Below are 17,144 nucleotides of genomic sequence, written 5' to 3'. Positions count from 1 at the left end.
CACCGATTCGGGCGGTCAACACCCTTTCTCCGGCCAAGCTTCGAAAAGCCCCCTCCCCTGCTTCAGGGGACCGCCGCCGGGGCGTCGGCCGCGAGGCGGGCCGGCTTGGTGCGGATGTCCATGGCGTTGCCGCGCCAGACGATGTCGCGGGCCACCCACGCCGCGAGCCAGATCGGGATGAAGAGCAGGTCGCGGGCGAGGCACGCGAGGGGGAAGCGCCAGGAGCGCGGCCAGCCGTTGCGGGCGGCGAGCCGCCACTCGGCGCCGTACCAGACCGCGGCCGTGCCGAGCATCGCCGCGAGGCCGGCGAGCCCGCCCCCGGCCGCCGGATAGGCGGCGAGCATCGGGATCACCGCGCCGGTGCCGATCTCGGGGGCGAAGAACAACGGGAAGGTGACCCGGCGCAGGCGGGCCCAGCGGAGCTGGCGCGACCACACCTCGGCGACGCGGCGGGGTCCGAGCGGCTGGGCGAAGGGCGAGGCGACGAGGTGGACCTTCCGGCCCATGGCACGCACCAGCTTGGTGGCGGCGGCGTCCTCGGCGATCTCGGCCGCGAGCGCCCGGATCCCGCCCTGCGTCTCCAGGAGCGGCCGGTGCCAGAGCATGCTCTTGCCCTGGGCAAAGCCCAGCCCCAGCGCCTCGCCGACATATTGCCAGCGCGCCTGCAGGGTGTTGAGGAAGGCGCATTCCACCTCCGCCCAGACGCTGCCCGGCCGCGTGCCGACCGGCGTCGAGCAGACCAGACCGGTATCGGGCCGCCAGGCGGCGCGCAGGCGCTGGATATAGTCCTCCGGCATCAGCACGTTCGAATCGGCCAGCACGATCCAGTCGTGGCGCGCCTCGTCCCAGCCGCGGATGCAGTTGTTGAGCTTGGGGTTGTCGCTCACCCGCTCGTCGCCGACGATCAGCCGGGCCGGGACGCCGGGATGCGTCGCGATCAGCCGCTCGACGAGCGGCACGATCGGATCGGTGGCGCGGGCGACGCAGAAGACCAGCTCGTAATGCGGGTAGGTGAGGCGAAACCCCGAGCCCAGCGTCTCCTCGCTGTAGGTCTCCAGCCCGCAGACCGGCCGCACCACCGTGACCGGTGCGTCCGGGAGCCCGGCGGAAACCGGGTCCGGCCGGCCGAGGCGGCGCAGCGCGATGGCGAGGCTCGCGAGGTTGATGACCGTGAGGGCGAGGCAGATGATGGCGGCAAGGCCGGTACCGGTCATGCGGGTCCTCCCCGGGCCGGCCGAGACCCGGGCCCTCCCCTCCCCTCAAACAGACCGGCTGTTGCAGCCGTATGACGGTGGCGCAGTCGCCGGACCGGTGTTTCGCGGCCGCATCACTCGGTCGGAGCGGCCTGGACCCGGCCCGCCCCCGGGTTAGATGATCCGGCGAGATTTTTTCGAAGTTCGCGAACCGACGAGTCCGGCATGCCGCACCAGCCCGATCCCCGCCCGACCCTCCAGGCCCCGGACGACGACCCGTATCTCTGGCTTGAGGAGATCGACGGCGCGCGGGCGCTGGCCTGGGTCGAGGGGCAGAACGCCGACACCCTCGCGGCCTATGCGGACGGGCGCTACGCCGCCGACCGCGACGGCCTGAAGGCCGCCCTCGACCGGCCCGACAAGATCCCGGGCGTCACCCGGCGCGGCGGCCTGCTCTACAACCTGTGGCAGGATGCCGGGCACCCCCGCGGCCTGTGGCGGCGCACGACGGAGGACGAGTACCGCAAGTTGGAGCCCGCCTGGGACGTGCTCCTCGACCTCGACGCGCTCGCCCGCGACGAGGGCCAGGACTGGGTGTGGAGCGGCGCCGCGAGCCTGCCGAAGAGCCACGCCCGGGCGCTCGTCCAGCTCTCCCGCGGCGGCGGCGACGCCACGGTGGTGCGCGAGTTCGACCTCGAGACCCGCACCTTCGTGGAGGGCGGCTTCGCCCTGCCGGAAGCCAAGAGCATCCCGGTCTGGCTCGATCCCGACACGCTGCTGCTGGCAAGCCCCCTCGGCGGGCCGGAGCACGCGACACCGTCGGGCTATGCCCGCACCGTCCGGCTGTGGCGGCGCGGCACCGACCCGCTCGACGCCCCGGTGATCTTTTCGGCCGCGCCGACCAGCATGGTCGCCTACGGCTATCCCGACCGGGAGGCGAACCCCGAGCGCCTGGTCTTCGCCGAGCGCACCGGCTTCTTCGACGGCACGATCCAGCTCGGGGACCGCACGGGTCCGAAAACCCGCCTCGACATTCCGACCGATGCGGACGCCCACTGGCACCGCGGCTTCCTCGCCATCCGCCTGCGCACGCCGTGGGCGGTGGGCGGCACGACGCACCCGGCCGACAGCGTGCTCGGGATCGGGCTCGACGCCTTTCTGGGTGGGAGCAGGAATTTCCAGGTTCTGTTCACCCCCGCTCCGCGCCGGGCCCTGCAGGGCTTCTTCTGGACCGGGGGGCACCTGGTCCTGTCGATCCTCGACGACCTGAAGGCGGTGTTTCCGGTCTTCACGCCCTCCGCGAGCGGGTGGGCGGAGAGCCGGGTCGCCGGCCTGCCGGAGCTCGGCGTCGTCAGCGTCTGGTCGATGGACGGCGAGGAGGAAGAATCGAACGGCGACCTGATGGTCGCCGCCAACGACCCCGTCACCCCCTCGACCCTGCTGACGACGCGGGCCGACCTCGCCGCCCCGACGCTGCTCAAGCAGGCCCCCGCCCTGTTCGAGGCCGACGGAATGGTGGTGACCCGGCACGAGGCGGTGTCGAGCGACGGCGAGCGCATCCCCTACGTCCAGGCCGGCCCGGCCGGCGAGACCGGCGAGGCGCCGGTGCACCTCTCGGGCTATGGCGGGTTCCAGGTGACGAACCTCGCCGGCTACTCGGCGGTGCTCGGCCGGCTCTGGCTCGCCAAGGGCGGGACCCGGGTGGTGGCCAACATCCGCGGCGGCGGCGAGTTCGGCACCCGCTGGCACGAGGCCGGGCGGCGCGAGGGCAAGGCGCGGACCCACGACGACTTCGCGGCGGTCGCCGCCGACCTCGTGCGTCGCGGCGTCACGCGGCCTCGCCGCATCGCCGCCGAGGGCGGCTCGAATGGCGGGCTCCTGATCGCCAACATGCTGACGCGCTACCCCGAGCGCTTCGGCGCGCTGTTCTGCACCGTGCCGCTGATCGACATGCGCCGCTACACCAAGCTTCTGGCCGGCGCGAGCTGGATCGCCGAATACGGCGACCCGGCGATCCCGGAGGACTGGGCCTTCCTGCAGGAGATCTCGGCCTACCACGTCGCGGAGGCCGGGAAGACGTATCCGCCGATCCTGATCGCCACGACGCGCCGCGACGACAGGGTGCATCCGGGCCATGCCCGCAAGATGGCGGCGAAGCTCCAGGTGCTTGGCTACGACGCCCGCTTCTACGAGCCCGAGGCCGGCGGCCATTCCCACGGCAAGAACAGCGCCGAGACCGCCGCCTTCGCGGCGCTCGGGGCCGCCTTCCTGCGCCGGGCGATCGGCTGGGAGCCGGAGGTGGCCGGGAGCTGAGCGTTTCAGCAGTTCACACCCGGGAACCCGGGGGCGGGGCGCACGTCGTTCCGGCAGCGCGTGGCATCATGCCCGTGCGTCCTGCCGAACAGGGAAACCTCCGCGATGCGCGCCGCTTGTCTCGCCGTCACCCTCTGCGTGGCCGGTGCAACCGTCGGTATGGGCGAGGCGCGGGCCGGGATCCTGATCGAGGTCGACAAGACCACCCAGCGGATGACCGTGACGCGGGACGGGCGGACGCTCTACGACTGGCCGGTCTCCACCGGCATGGCCGGCTACAACACGCCCCGCGGCACCTTCTCGCCCTCCCGCATGGCGGCGGACTACCGCTCGCGCGAGTGGGACGACGCGCCGATGCCGCACGCGATCTTCTTCACCGGCCGCGGCCACGCCATCCACGGCAGCGGCCATACCGGCCGCCTCGGCACCCCGGCCTCGCACGGCTGCGTGCGCCTGGCGCCGGGCAAGGCCGCGACGCTCTTCGCCCTCGTCAAGGCGGAGGGCATGGGCAACACCCGGGTGGTGATCGGCGGCGACGAGACGGCGCTGGCGGGCCGTGCCTCACCGCGGCGCGAGGCGCGGGTGCGCCGGGATCGCCTGGACCAGGACGGCTTCGCGCAGGACGGGCTCACCGCCGAGGCGCCGGTCGTCCGCGTCCGGCGCGGCCGCAGCGTCGATCCGTGGGGCGACGCCGGGTGGCAGCCGGTCGGGGCGGCGTATCCGCCGGCCTACGGGACGGGCTACTACACCGTCGTCCCGGGCTACTGACGAAGGCCGCTGCCCCGCGCCGCCCCGGCCCGCATCACGGCTTTGCCGCGGCCCGCCGCGGTGGCACAAGCGGCCCGCCGCGGCCCTTCCGGCCGTGCCGGGGGCGATGGCGATGACGGTGTCGAGCGACGACGATCTGGAGGCCCTGCGGCGGATCGGCCGCATCGTCGCCGACACGCTGGAGGCGATGGGTCGGGCGATCGAGCCCGGCATCACCACGGCCGAGCTCGACCGGATCGGACGGGAGCACCTGGAGCGGGCCGGCGCCCGCTCCGCCCCGGAGGCGGTCTACGGCTTTCCCGGCGCGACCTGCATCAGCGTCAACGAGGAGGTCGCCCACGGCATCCCGGGGGATCGCCGGATCGCGCCGGGCGATCTCGTCAACATCGACGTCTCGGCCGAGAAGGACGGCTACTTCTCCGATACCGGGGCGTCCTTCGCGGTGCCGCCGGTGACCCGGGCGGTGGAGCGGCTGTGCCGGGACGGGCGCCGGGCGATGTGGACCGGCCTGCGCCAGGTCGGAACCGGCAAGCCGCTCGCGGGCATCGGCCGGGCGGTCGGCGCCTTCGCGCAGAAGAACGGCTACACCCTGGTGCGCAACCTCGCGAGCCACGGGATCGGCACCTCGCTGCACGAGGAGCCGACCGAGATCGCGACCTGGCCCGACGCCTCGGAGCGCCGGATCATGACCGAGGGGCTGGTCTTCACCGTCGAGCCGTTCCTGTCGCTCGGCGCCGACTACGCCGAGAGCGGCGAGGACGACCCCTGGACCCTCTACAGCCAGCCCCGGGCGCTCACGGTGCAGTACGAGCACACGGTGGTGGCGACCCGCAACGGACCCCTCGTCCTCACCATGCCGGGGCAGTAGCGGGAAGACCGCGTCACCGCAGCCAATAGCGCTCGGGGCTGAGGGGCGGCGGCACCGGTGCGCCGAGGGCGTCCTGCACCACGCCGTCGACGGTGCGCAGCAGCGCGTCGAGGGGCAGGTCGTTGGCGGCGGTGCCGAACGGCTCCTCCAGCTCGTCGCCGAGCGTATCGAGGCCGAAGAACGTGTAGGCGACCAGCGCCGTCGCCACCGGCGTGCCCCAGCCGAGGGACTCGGCGAGGCCGAAGGGCAGCAGCAGGCAGTAGAGCCAGGCGGTGCGATAGAGGAGCAGCGTGTAGGCGAAGGGCAGAGGCGTGCCCTGGATGCGCTCGCAGGCCGCCTGCACCCCCGACAAGCCGGCGAGCTTCTGCTCGACGAGGCCGAACGACACGTCGCTCAAGGTCCCCTCCCGCATCGCCCCGGCGAGATCGGCGGCGAGACCCGACAGGGCGGCGTCGGCCGGGCTGGCACGGGAGGCGAGGCGCCCGCGCTCGTCCTCCGGCAGGTAGGGGGCGGCGGCCGCCGCGTCGTCCTGCCCGCGCAGGCGGGCGTGCAGCGCGTGGGCGAAGCCCGCGAGGCGCTCGAGGCAACGCCGACGGCGGGCGTCGTCCTCCGGCAGCAGCGCGCCGAGCAGGCGGGCGAGGCCCCGCGCCTCGACGACCAGGGCGCCCCAGACCTTCCGGGCCTCCCACCAGCGGTCGTAGCAGGCGTTGTTGCGGAAGCTGAGGAAGATCGAGAGGGCGAGGCCGATCAGGGTGAAGGGCCCGATGCCGGCATGGAGCGGGATCGCGCGCGCCCAGCCCTGCTCCGTCGCCACCACGAGGCAGGCCACCGCCGTGATGGCGACGACCCGCGGGGCGATCTGCGGCAGGATCGACCCGCGCAGCGCGAACAGGATCGCGAGGGCGCCGGGGCGGGGACGGACGATCATCGGGTGCGCACGCTGGCCGGGACAAGGTGCGCGGTCATCCGCCCCCGGGCGGTCGGGGTCAAGCGCCCGTCACCCATCAGGCCCGTCGGCCGCCGGACCTGCTCAGCCGCCGGACTTGGCGCTCGCCGTCACGTCGATATCCACCCCCACCTGCAGGGCGACCATCGAGTCGTTGGCCCAGGAGCCCTGGCCGACGCCGTAATCGGTGCGCACGAGATCGAGATGGCCGACCGCGTGGGCGGTGCCGCCCGAGATCGTGAGCGTGAACGGCAGGGTCACGTCCTTGCGCAGGCCGCGGATCGTCAGCGTGCCGACCGCGTCGTAGGCATCGCCGCCCTTCGCCACGAAGCGGGTCGCCTCGAAGCGGGCCTGCTTGTCCTTGCTGGTGTTGAACCAGTCGGCCTGCGGCAGGGCCTCGTCGCGCTGCTTGTCGCCGGTCTCGGCGCTGGTGAGGTCGATCAGCACCACCGCCTTGCCGGCCTCGGGCTTCGCCGGATCGAAGTCGATCCGGGCGTCGTAGCGGGTGAAGCGGCCCTTGAAGGGGGCGCCGACCTGGGTGCCCGAGAAGCCGATGCGGCTCTTGGCCGGATCGACGGCCCAGTCGGCGGCCCGGGCGACCGAGGGAGCGGCCAAGGGGACGGCCACGAGGGCGGCGAGGACGAGACGGAAGGGGATCATCGCGAGGAAGCCTCGGGTTTCGCGCTCGCGCGCCGCACCCAGGGCAGCATCCGCCACAGGGTGTCGTCGCGCAGCACGAGGTGATGGCGCAGGGCCGCGCCGACATGCAGGAGGAGGAGCGCCATCAGCAGCCAGGCGCCGGTGCTGTGCACCAGCTTCAGCACGCCCTCGACCGCCGCCTTGTTGGGCAATTCGGGCAGGACCGGCAGGTGCGGCCAGGGAATCACCCCGTAGAGCACCGTGGGGATGTTGTAGGGCGAGGCCGAGACCATCGCCCAGCCGACGAGCGGCATGGCGAGAAGCAGGCCGTAGAGCGCGAGATGCGCCGCAGACGCCGCCCGCCGCTCGGCCTTCGGCATCGCCGCGGGGAGCGGCGGGGGCGCGTGGAACAGGCGCCAGGCCAGGCGGACGCCCATCAGCACCAGCACCGTGAGGCCGACGGACTTGTGCCACTGGTAGAAGGCGAACCGGTCCATCGGCGAGAGCGGGCCGCGCGTCATCGCGAGGCCCAGCCCCAGCAGGACCAGGATGCCGAGGGCGATCAGCCAGTGCAGCACGATCGCGACGAGGGTGTAGCGACGGGGCGTCGCGACCGTGTGCATGGGGGTCGACCCTTCGGCCCGAGCCTCAGTCCTTGCGCTCGAAGGCGCCGTTGAGGACCAGGTGGACCTCGTCGCTGATCGCCGGCACGAAGGTCTTCACGCCGAAGTCCGAGCGCTTGATCGTGCCCTTGGCCTCGAAGCCGACCGTGACCTTCTTGTTCATCGGATTGGCGCCGGCGCCGACCAGCGTCACCTCGAGGGTCACGGGCTTCGTCACGCCGTGCAGGGTCAGGTCGCCGACGACCTTCGCCTTGTCCTTGCCCTCGGGGGTCACCTTGGTCGAGGTGAAGGTCATGTCGGGGAACTGGGCGACGTCGAGCCACTTGTCGCTCTTCAGCGACTCGACGAGGTGCTGGCTCGGCGCATAGAGCGACTTCACCGGCACGGTGACCTTCAGGCGGCTCTCGGCGGGCTTGGTCGGCTGCAGCTCGAGGGTGCCGGACACGTCCGAGAAGATGCCGGTGTAGGGCGAGAAGCCGAAATGCGTGACCGTGAACACCGCCTGGGTGTGGTTGGGGTCGACCACGTAGGTGCCCGCCTGGATCTGGGCGGGGTCGCGGGTCGCAGCCCCTTGAGCGCCCGCCGGGGCGGCGAGGGCGAGACCGGCGACGAGGCCGAGGGCGAGGACGGACAGCTTCACGAGATCACTCCGTATGGTCGGGGCTTGATCGCCGGGGCGCGGCGGACCCGGATCCAGGTCTTTCGCACCGCACCCGTCTTGCGGCGACCGGATTAAGCCGGTTCCGTCGCGGGCGTAAGACAGCTAAACCGGGACACATGGTTGCTGGATCGGAAACCTTCCGGGGTGCGCTCTCTGATGTTCGGGCCTTTTGTGCCGTCGTCGATCACGGAACCGTGACCCAGGCGGCGGAAATCCTGGGAGAGACGAAGGGCAGCATTTCGCGCCGGGTCTCGCGTCTCGAACAGGAACTCGGGGTCACGCTGCTCGCCCGCACGCCGCGGGCGGTCTCGCCGACGGTGGAGGGGCTGGCCTTCCACGCCAAGGCGCAGGAGAGTCTTGCCCTCCTCGACGGCGCGCTCGAGACGGCGCGGGACGCCCGCACCCTGCCCCGCGGCCACCTGCGGGTCACCACCTCGATCGATTTCGGCATCGAGGTGATGCCCGAGCTCGTCGCGAGCTTCCGGGCGCGCTACCCGCAGGTGACGATCGACCTCCTCATCACCGACACGCGCCTCGACCTCGCCGCCAACCGCATCGACCTCGCCTTGCGCCTCGGCAGCGGCGAGGGGCAGGATGGCGGCTACCGCGCCCCGGTGCTGGCGAACCTGATGATCGGGCTCTACGCCGCCCCGGCCTACCTCGCGTCGCGCGGCACGCCGACGACGCTCGACGACCTCGCGGGCCACGACCTGATCCTGTCGCGCGAGCGTCTCGGGTCGGCGCCGGTGCGGCTCTCCGACGGGCAGGGCCGCGAGGGCCACATCACGGCCCGTCCGGCGCTCCGCGCCACCGACTACGCCACCGTGCTGCGCCTGACCCGCGCCGGCGCCGGCATCGGCCACATCCCGAGCCTGGTGGCGGCCCGGGCCCTGAAGGACGGCGCCCTGGTGCCGGTGCTGCCCGACTGGGCGAGCCGGGGCGGCGTGCTCCGCGCCGTCAGCCTCGCCGGCCGCGAATTGCCGGCCCGGGTCCGGCTTTTTCGCGACCACGTCCGCCTCGGCCTCGCGGCGATGCGCGAGGACGCGTGACCCCGCGAGATCCGCGGCGCCCGACCGCCCGACGAAACCGGTTGACCGCGCCCCGCCGATTCCCTAGAGCGTTGGCCCACCGGAGACGTGGCCGAGCGGCTGAAGGCACTCGTTTGCTAAATGAGCAAGCCCCGAAAGGGGCTTCGAGGGTTCGAATCCCTCCGTCTCCGCCAATTCAGCATCGCGTCGCCTCAGGACCTTGAGACCTGGGTTCGGGATCGCTCGAGGCTCCGTCGGGCCGAGCGACAATCCCTTCAAAGGCACAGAAGTGGCCGCTCGGTTCACTCGGTCTCGATTTTCAAACGTCATTGAAGTCTGACGCAGCTCGGCGACAGCGCGCATTGCCGCGAGCGTCGATCCTTGCTCCATCCTCAAATCGGGCCGCCGATCACCGAACCCCGCCTGGGACGAGGGTTGTCGGATCATCGGGTTCCTGGCTGGCGGGCGCGTCCCGGACTCCGGTGATCCCTCGGAATGGAACCGCCGCCGGGCGGCGTGGATGCGCTCACCGCTCCCCCCGCCCCAGCCACATGCGCCGCAGGGTTCCGTCCCGCCGCACGACGTGGTGGTGCAGGGCCGCGCCGACATGCAGCGCCACGAGGGCGACGAGCGTGAAGGCCGCGACCTGATGCACCTTGAGGATCGCCTCGCCCACCGGCATGCCGCCCGAGACAGGAAGCGTCAGGGGTAGCGTACCATACAGCATCACCGGCGCGCAGCAGGCCGAGGTGCCGGCCCAGCCGAGGAGCGGCACCAGCACGATCAGGGCATAGAGCGCGAGGTGGGAGGCCCGGGCCGCCCGTCGCTGCCAGGCGGGCAGGCCGGCGACGAGGGGCGGGGCGCCACGGGCGGCGCGTACCAGGAGCCGGGCCAGCGCCAGCGCCAGCACCGTGAGCCCGAACGACTTGTGCCACTCGTAGAGCGCGTTCTTCAACGCGCCGTCCGGCAGGTTGGCCATGGCGAGCGCCATCGGCACCAGGACGAAGACCAGGGCGGCGACGAGCCAGTGCAGCGCCTTCTGGGACGGCGCGTAGGCGGTGCGGAGCGTCATGCGGCCTCACTCCCGGGGTGTATGGCTAACCTGGACAATCGCGAAAGGTTGATGGAGGGATCCGGGCAGAGCGGAGCCGGCCTCCCCACATGTCGCGTGGCAGCGAAGCTCGGCAACGAAGCCCGGCAACGAGCCGCGGCGGTGGTCTGGACGGCTCTGCCCCGGAGGCTCTCCGTCGCCATGGCGCTCGGGCCATCTCTGTCAGGGTCGATGATGTCGGTCACGATGAAGAGCAGAAGCACTCTAGATCCGGCCGCGGGCCGGGACCAGATCGATGTCGAGCGGGCGCTGGCGGAGATCCGCGCCGGCCGCCCCGTGGTCGTGCGGGGCCGTGAGTCCGTGCTCGTCCTCTCGGCGGAAGCCCTCGACGAGACCAACGCCGCGCTCCTGGCGCCGCTCGCGGGCACCGGCGCCCGCCTCGTCCTGCCGGCACCGCGCCTGCGCCGCCTCGGCGTCCCGGAGCGGACGGAGCCCGGCGCGGTCGCCCTTCCGCTGCTCGATCCCGCCCGGATCGAGACCCTGGCGTTGCGCCTCGACGGGCGAATCGACGCGCCGGTGGCGCCCGCCTCGCCCGGCGACGAGGCGGCGCTCGCCCTCATGGCGCTCGCCCAGGTTCTGCCGGCGGTGCTGGCGATCCCGGGCGAGGCGGCGCCTCCCGGCACCCTCTCGGTCGCGGCCGAGGCGGTGGCCCGCTATCCCGGCCGGCAGGCCGCGGGGCTGCGGGAGGTGAGCCGGGCCCCGGTGCCCCTCGCCGGCGCCCCGGACAGCCAGTTCGTGGTCTTCCGCGGCGGAGAGGGTCTTCGCGATCAGGTCGCGGTGGTGATCGGCAAGCCGGACCTGTCCGAGCCGGTGGCGGTGCGGCTGCATTCGGCCTGCCTCACCGGCGACCTGTTCGGCTCGCTCAAATGCGATTGCGGCGACCAGCTGCGCGGCACCGCCGGCTGGATGGCGCAGCACGGCGGCGGCATCGTGCTCTATCTCGATCAGGAGGGCCGCGGGAACGGGCTCGCCAACAAGATCCGCGCCTACGACCTCCAGGCCCGCGGGCTCGACACCTACGAGGCCGACGAGGCCCTCGGCTTCGGCCTCGACCAGCGCCGGTTCGACTTCGCCGCGGCGATGCTGACGGCGCTCGGCGTGAGCCGGGTGCGCCTCGTCAGCAACAACCCCGAGAAGGCCGCGAGCCTGGAGGCGGCCGGGCTGACCGTGGTCGAGACGCAGCGGGCGCTCGGCCGGGTCACGCCGGAGAACATCCGTTACCTGACGGCCAAGCGAGACCGGGCCGGCCACGCCCTCGACCTCGACGCCTTCGTGTGCAGCGAGGCGTGAATGCGGCCGCAAAATCGATGTAAGCACCTGGCTGCGGTGGCCCTGCGTCACGTTCGCTGGTAGCTAAGGCGCCGGTTGGGCCGGCCTCGCCGGCCGCGACGGACGATCGATACGGGAGATCGAGCGATGAAGGGTGACGCCAAGGTCGTCGAATACCTCAACCGCGGCTTGCGCAGCGAGCTGACTGCGGTGAGCCAGTACTGGCTCCACTTCCGGATGCTGAACGACTGGGGCTATGTCGACCTCGCCAAGTTCTGGCGCAAGGAGTCGATCGAGGAGATGAACCACGCCGATCGCTTCGTCGATCGGATCCTGTTCCTCGAGGGCTTCCCGAACCTGCAGGAGCTCGACCCGCTGCGGATCGGGCAGAACGTGCAGGAGATCATCGAGTGCGACCTCGCCGCCGAGGTCGAGGCCCGCAGCCTCTACCTCGAGGCCGCGAAGTACTGCGACTCGATCAACGACCGCGTCTCCAAGCAGCTGTTCGAGGCTCTCGCCGCCGACGAGGAAGGCCATATCGACTTCCTGGAAACCCAGCTCGAGCTGATCCGCCAGGTCGGCCTGCCGCTCTACGCCCAGCGCCACATCGGCGGCCTCGAGAAGATCGAGCCCGAGGCGATGTAAGTCGCGGGCGGTCCCGGGACGATTCCGTCCCGGCGGGACCGTCGCGACGTCGTCCGGGGCCGCACCAGCGGAGCCCGGACGACGCGCGCCACGTCGGGCGGGATCGCCTCACGCCGCCACGTCTTCCTTCAGGTCCTTCAGCGTGCAGGCCGCCCCGCAGGTGGTGGTGCAGGCCGCATGCGCGTCGGCGAGCGCCCGGTCGAGGATGCCCCGGATCGTGCGGGCGCAGCGGCCGCATTTCGGGCTGCAACCGAGGCAGGCATAGACCTGGGCCGGCGTGCGCGGGCAGCCGGGGCCGGGATTGAGGCAGGCGCGCACCTGGCCATCGGAGAGCACGTTGCAGGAACAGACGATCATGCTGTGACGGGGCACCCGATCCGTGGAACGCCGAGGGACGAACTCCCGCCGACGGCTCGCAGATTAGAACTTTTGAAAACTACAACATAATCAACAAGTTACCGCGCATCCTGCAGTTTCGCAACGGTCGTGGCCCGGTCATCGCGCCGCAGGCGGGCCCGTGCGGCACCCTGCAACGGGGGGCCCGGAAACCCGCACGCCCCGTTGTCGGTTGCCTGCGGGACGCCGCGCGTCTATCGCGGCCATTCCGCAAGGTCCGGATGAGGGACGCGAGGCCGCGACTTCCGACATGAGCAGTCACGACGACAGCGGGGCGACCGAGACGGCCGGGCGGGACATGCAGGCCGGCCCGCCCCCCATGCCGGACCTCGCCGACACCGCCCGCCTCGCCCGGATGGTCTGCGGCACCGCCTTCGCGATGGTCCTGATGCCCGGTGCGCCGGCCTGCGGCCCGGTGCCGCCCGGGCTCGCCCCGGACGAGGCGGAAGCCCTCGCCGCCCTCGCCGGCCGCGAGCCGGTCATCGTCCCCGATCTCTCCCGCGACCCGCGCACCGCGGGGCTGTCAGCGGTCTGCGGTCCCGCCGCCCTGCGCTTCCAGGCCGGCCTCGTGCTGGCCGGCACGGACGGCCGTCTCCTCGGCACCTTGTGCGTGCTCGATCCCGCGGCGCGTCCCGACGGCCTGTCGGACGACGCGGCGGCGGCCCTCGCCGCGATCGGCCGGCAGGCGGCGCGGGAGATCGGCCTCGTCGCGGCCCTCCGCGCGGCGCGGGCCGACCGCGACGACCTGCGCAGCATCACCGAGGCCGCCCCCGCCCTGATCGCCGCCCTCGACCGCGACGAGGTCTGCCGCTTCGCCAACGGCAATTTCGCCCGGTGGTTCGGCCGGGCGCCGGCCGAGACCGTCGGGCGGTCCCTGCGCGAGATCGTGGGCGAGGCGGCCTACGCGGCGCGCCGGCCCTTCCTCGCCCGGGCCTTCGCGGGCGAGACGGTGTCGTTCGAGGCGGCCCATCCGCGCGCCGACGGGCGCCACGCCCTGGTGCGCTACGTGCCCCGTCGCGGACCCGACGGCGACATCGCCGACCTGCAGCTGCTGGGCGTCGACATCACCGCCGAGACGGACGCCCGGGCGGCGCTGGCCGACAGCGCCCTGAAGTTCCGGGCGATCGCCGAATCGATGCCCCAGATGGTGTGGTCGACCCTGCCGGACGGCTACCACGATTACTACAATCCGCGCTGGTACGAGTTCACCGGCATGCCCGAGGGTTCGACCGACGGCGAGGGCTGGAACGCGATCTTCCACCCCGCCGAGCAGCCGGAGGCCTGGCGGCGCTGGCGCCACTCGCTCGCCACCGGCGAGCCCTACGAGATCGAGTACCGCCTGCGCCGGCACGACGGGATCTATCGCTGGGTGCTCGGCCGCGCGATGCCGATCCGCGACCCCGCCACTGGGGCGATCGAGCGCTGGTTCGGCACCTGCACGGACATCGACGACCAGGTTCGGGCCCGGGAGACGCTGGCGCAGCGCCGCGAGGCGCTGGAGACGGAGATCGCCGAGCGCACCGCGGCGCTCGCCGAGGCCAATGCCCGCCTGACCGCCGAGATCGAGGAGCGCGCCCGAATCGAGGAGGCCCTGCGCCAGTCGCAGAAGATGGAGGCGGTGGGCCAGCTGACGGGCGGGATCGCCCACGACTTCAACAACCTGCTCACCGGCATCGTCGGCTCCCTCGACCTGATGCAGACCCGCATCAACGAGGGCCGAACGCAGAACCTGACGCGCTATGCCGGCCTCGCCATGGCCTCGGCCCAGCGTGCCGCGGCGCTGACCCACCGCCTGCTGGCTTTCGCGCGGCGCCAGCCTCTCGCGGCGCAGGCGGTCGACGCCAACCGGCTGGTCAGCGCGATGGACGAGCTCCTGCGCCGCACGCTGGGCGAGCGGGTGCGGCTCGAGGTGGTGGTGGCCGGTGGCCTGTGGCTGACGCTCTGCGACCCCAACCAGCTCGAGAACGCGATCCTCAACCTCGCCATCAACGCCCGCGACGCGATGCCCGACGGCGGGCAGCTCACCATCGAGACCGCCAACGCCCATCTCGACGACGCCTACGTGGCGAGCGAGATCGGGGTTCGGGCCGGCCAGTACGTGTGCGTCTGCGTCAGCGATACCGGCACCGGCATGCCGCCCGACGTGATCGCCCGGGCCTTCGACCCGTTCTTCACGACCAAGCCCATGGGTGAGGGGACGGGCCTCGGCCTGTCGATGATCTACGGCTTCACCAAGCAATCCGAGGGGCACGTGCGGATCTACTCGGAGGTCGGCCAGGGTACGACGGTCAAGCTCTACCTGCCGCGCCATCTCGGTCGGGCGGCGGACGAGCCCGCGCCGAGCGCGGGCCTGCCGGTGCCGCGGGCCGAGCACGGCGAGACGGTCTTGGTGGTGGAGGACGACGCGACCGTCCGGACGCTCATCGGCGAGACCCTGACCGATCTCGGCTACCGGGTGATCGAGGCGCCGGACGGGCAGACCGGCCTGCGCATCCTCGAGGCGCCGGGCCGGATCGACCTCGTCGTCACCGATGTCGGCTTGCCGGGCCTGAACGGCCGCCGGATGGTCGACGAGGCGCTGGCGGCGCGTCCCCGCCTGCGGGTCCTGTTCATCACCGGCTACGCCGAGAACGCCGCCTTCGGCAACGGCCACCTGGCGCCCGGGATGCGGATGATCACCAAGCCCTTCGCGATCGACGCCTTCGCCACCAAGGTCCGGGCGATGATCGAGCCGGGCCCGCGGTGAAACCCGGTCCCTGCCCCCCACCCGCGATCACCGTGGTCGAGCGTGGGGGTGCGCCCCCGGGAAAGCCGGCACGGCGAGGCTATCTCCGGGCGCTCGCCTTGGGGTAAGGTCCGCCCGCGACCGGAGGGCATCCCGCCCTCCGCCGATCGCGCCTTCCCCTCTCACGGATCGCCCCGTGCCGCAGCCGCCGCTCCGCGTCTTCCTGGCTCTCGGTCTCGGGTTCGTGGGCCTGGCGGCGACCCTGGTGCTCGCCCTGGTGGCGTCCCGGGTCGCGAGCGAACGGCTCGAGGCGCGCATCGAGGCCGAGCTCGCCGACCTCGCCGGGACCATGGCCGGCCGGCTCGACCGCGGCCTGTTCGAGCGCTGGCGGGACATCGTGATCCTGGCCGAGAACGACACCATCCGCGATCCCGCCGCCCCGGTCGAGCGCAAGCGCCGGGTCCTCTGGCGGGCGCAGGAGACCTATCCCGACTACGCCATCATCGGGCTGATCGGCGTCGACGGCCGGATCGCGGCGACGAGCACCGGCGCCCTCGAAGGGGCCGAGGTCGGGCACCGCGACTACTTCACGAAGGGCCGGCACAGCCCCTTCGTGGGCGACGTGCACGATGTCGTGCTGCTGGCCCAGCTCGAGCCGGGCCGCGACCCGGCCGACCCGCCGCGGGTGCTCGACATCGCCGCTCCGGTGCGGGACGATCTCGGGCGCCTCGTCGGCGTGGTGTCGGGCCACCTCGACTGGGCCTGGGCGCGGGCCGCCGAGGCCTCCCTGCGCGAGACCGCCGGCACCCCGCGCGACCTCACCGTCCTGGTGCTCGCCCGCGACGGCACGGTGCTGCTCGGTCCCGATGCGCTGCGCCGCACCCGCCTGCCGGCCGACCTGCCGAGCGTCGCCGGCGCCCGGGACGGGCGTTCCGGCACCGAGGCCGAGACCTGGCCGGACGGCCGGCGCTACCTCACCGGATTCCGGCAGACCCGGGGCTACCGCGACTTCCCGGGCCTGGGCTGGACCGTGCTGGTGCGCCAGGATGCCGGCACCGCCTTCGCGTCGGTGGCCGACCTGCGCCGGCAGATCCTGCTGTGGGGCCTCGTCGTCGCGACGGTGGCGGCGGGCATCGGCTGGTTCGCCGCCGGATTGCTGGCCCGGCCCCTGCGGCGGCTGGCCATCGCGGCCTCCGCCCTCGGCCGGGGCGAGACGGCGACGGTGCCGGGCTCGGCCGTGCGGGAGGCGCAGGCGATCAGTCACGCGCTCACGGCCGCCGCCCGGGCCCTCGCCCGGCAGGAGGACGAGCGCCGGGCCGCGGCCGCGCGCCAGCGCCTGCTGATCCACGAGCTGAACCACCGGGTGAAGAACACGCTCGCCACCGTGCAGTCGATGGCGCGCCAGACCGCCCGCAGCGCCGCCTCGCTCGCCGACTTCACCGGCAGCTTCGAGGCCCGGCTGCTGGCGATGTCCCAGACCCACAACGTGCTCACCGCCAACCACTGGGAGGGGGCGGGCCTGTCGGGCATCCTGTCGGCGGAACTCGAACCCTATGCCGGCGGACGGCCCGACCGCATCCGGCTGGAGGGACCGCCGGTCTCCCTCACCCCGGCGGTGGCCCTGCCGCTCGGCATGGCGATCCACGAACTCGCCACCAACGCGGCGAAGTACGGCGCCCTCTCGGCCGAGGCCGGCCAAGTCGCGGTGGACTGGATGCTGGAGGGGCGGCCGGGGACCGGAACGCTCTCCCTGCGCTGGCGCGAGAGCGGCGGTCCTCCGGTGGTGCCGCCGGCCCGGACCGGCTTCGGGACCCGGCTGATCCGGGCGAGCCTGGAGCGGGAACTCGCCGGCGAGGTGGAACTCGACTTCGCGGGAGGGGGCCTCGTGTGCCGGATCGCGGTGCCGCTCGCCGCCCGCGCCGAGGAGCTGGCGCGGACGGACGCGGCGGCGTGAGCGCG

Annotated in this window: 15 protein-coding genes and 1 tRNA gene; 9 read left to right on the top strand and 7 right to left on the bottom strand. The window is 72.9% G+C overall.

Annotated elements, in window-relative coordinates:
* Positions 1-62 precede the first annotated feature (62 nt).
* On the bottom strand, positions 63-1,214 hold the full coding sequence (locus tag QR78_RS24205; RefSeq protein WP_048430149.1) for a ceramide glucosyltransferase: 1,152 nt from the start codon (positions 1,212-1,214) through the stop codon (positions 63-65).
* Between the two features lie 204 nt (positions 1,215-1,418).
* On the opposite strand from QR78_RS24205, the gene QR78_RS24200 reads away from it, so the two are divergent.
* The 3 genes from QR78_RS24200 (at position 1,419) to map (ending at position 5,142) form a co-directional block, all read left to right on the top strand.
* Positions 1,419-3,506, top strand: coding sequence for a prolyl oligopeptidase family serine peptidase (locus tag QR78_RS24200; protein WP_048430148.1), 2,088 nt, complete (start codon positions 1,419-1,421; stop codon positions 3,504-3,506).
* Positions 3,507-3,611: 105 nt separating this feature from the next.
* Positions 3,612-4,274 carry a L,D-transpeptidase gene (locus QR78_RS24195; RefSeq protein WP_048430147.1) on the top strand — a complete coding sequence of 221 codons (663 nt, stop codon included), beginning with the start codon at positions 3,612-3,614 and terminating at the stop codon, positions 4,272-4,274.
* Between the two features lie 112 nt (positions 4,275-4,386).
* Entirely contained in the window at positions 4,387-5,142 is a 756-nt protein-coding gene (map, locus tag QR78_RS24190; protein WP_048430146.1) for a type I methionyl aminopeptidase, read from the top strand.
* A gap of 13 nt (positions 5,143-5,155) precedes the next feature.
* On the opposite strand, the gene QR78_RS24185 is transcribed toward map, so the two are convergent.
* The 4 genes from QR78_RS24185 to QR78_RS24170 form a co-directional block, all read right to left on the bottom strand.
* Positions 5,156-6,070: a bestrophin family protein gene (locus QR78_RS24185; RefSeq protein ID WP_048430145.1), complete on the bottom strand. Its 915-nt coding sequence runs from the start codon at positions 6,068-6,070 to the stop codon at positions 5,156-5,158.
* Between the two features lie 102 nt (positions 6,071-6,172).
* Positions 6,173-6,748, bottom strand: coding sequence for a YceI family protein (locus QR78_RS24180; protein ID WP_048430144.1), 576 nt, complete (start codon positions 6,746-6,748; stop codon positions 6,173-6,175).
* Positions 6,745-7,350, bottom strand: coding sequence for a cytochrome b (locus tag QR78_RS24175; RefSeq protein WP_048430143.1), 606 nt, complete (start codon positions 7,348-7,350; stop codon positions 6,745-6,747). The genes QR78_RS24180 and QR78_RS24175 overlap by 4 nt, the downstream gene beginning before the upstream one ends.
* A 25-nt stretch (positions 7,351-7,375) precedes the next feature.
* Complete coding sequence (locus QR78_RS24170) at positions 7,376-7,990, bottom strand: YceI family protein (RefSeq protein WP_202972698.1); 615 nt, start codon at positions 7,988-7,990, stop codon at positions 7,376-7,378.
* Between the two features lie 137 nt (positions 7,991-8,127).
* Here QR78_RS24170 and QR78_RS24165 point away from each other — a divergent pair, with 137 nt between their 5' ends.
* Together QR78_RS24165 and QR78_RS24160 are read left to right on the top strand one after the other, a co-directional pair.
* Positions 8,128-9,060 carry a LysR family transcriptional regulator gene (locus QR78_RS24165; RefSeq protein WP_048430142.1) on the top strand — a complete coding sequence of 311 codons (933 nt, stop codon included), beginning with the start codon at positions 8,128-8,130 and terminating at the stop codon, positions 9,058-9,060.
* An 81-nt stretch (positions 9,061-9,141) separates the two neighbouring features.
* Positions 9,142-9,233, top strand: a tRNA-Ser gene (locus tag QR78_RS24160).
* 332 nt (positions 9,234-9,565) lie between these two features.
* On the opposite strand, the gene QR78_RS24155 is transcribed toward QR78_RS24160, so the two are convergent.
* Positions 9,566-10,111 (bottom strand): cytochrome b, encoded by a 546-nt coding sequence (locus tag QR78_RS24155; protein ID WP_048430141.1) that lies wholly within the window; start codon positions 10,109-10,111, stop codon positions 9,566-9,568.
* A 225-nt stretch (positions 10,112-10,336) separates the two neighbouring features.
* Between QR78_RS24155 and ribA the strand changes: the two genes are divergently transcribed.
* Together ribA and bfr are read left to right on the top strand one after the other, a co-directional pair.
* A complete protein-coding gene (gene ribA / locus QR78_RS24150; protein ID WP_244276433.1) occupies positions 10,337-11,440 on the top strand; it encodes a GTP cyclohydrolase II RibA in 1,104 nt (367 codons plus the stop codon).
* A gap of 126 nt (positions 11,441-11,566) precedes the next feature.
* Positions 11,567-12,064, top strand: coding sequence for a bacterioferritin (gene bfr / locus QR78_RS24145; protein WP_048430139.1), 498 nt, complete (start codon positions 11,567-11,569; stop codon positions 12,062-12,064).
* Positions 12,065-12,172: 108 nt separating this feature from the next.
* Here the strand turns inward: bfr and QR78_RS24140 are convergent, their stop codons facing one another.
* The gene (locus QR78_RS24140) at positions 12,173-12,421 is read right to left on the bottom strand and encodes a (2Fe-2S)-binding protein (protein WP_048430138.1); all 249 of its coding nucleotides are present in this window, start codon (positions 12,419-12,421) and stop codon (positions 12,173-12,175) included.
* Between the two features lie 337 nt (positions 12,422-12,758).
* On the opposite strand from QR78_RS24140, the gene QR78_RS33165 reads away from it, so the two are divergent.
* A complete protein-coding gene (locus QR78_RS33165) occupies positions 12,759-15,206 on the top strand; it encodes a PAS domain-containing protein (RefSeq protein ID WP_082171801.1) in 2,448 nt (815 codons plus the stop codon).
* Positions 15,207-15,381: 175 nt separating this feature from the next.
* Complete coding sequence (locus QR78_RS32080) at positions 15,382-17,139, top strand: sensor histidine kinase (RefSeq protein ID WP_053221057.1); 1,758 nt, start codon at positions 15,382-15,384, stop codon at positions 17,137-17,139.
* Positions 17,140-17,144: the final 5 nt, after the last annotated feature.

Source organism: Methylobacterium indicum (assembly GCF_001043895.1).
Lineage (GTDB): Bacteria > Pseudomonadota > Alphaproteobacteria > Rhizobiales > Beijerinckiaceae > Methylobacterium > Methylobacterium indicum.
The sequence above is the reverse complement of the archived record's forward strand: the minus strand, read 5'-3'. Positions and strand labels throughout refer to the sequence as shown.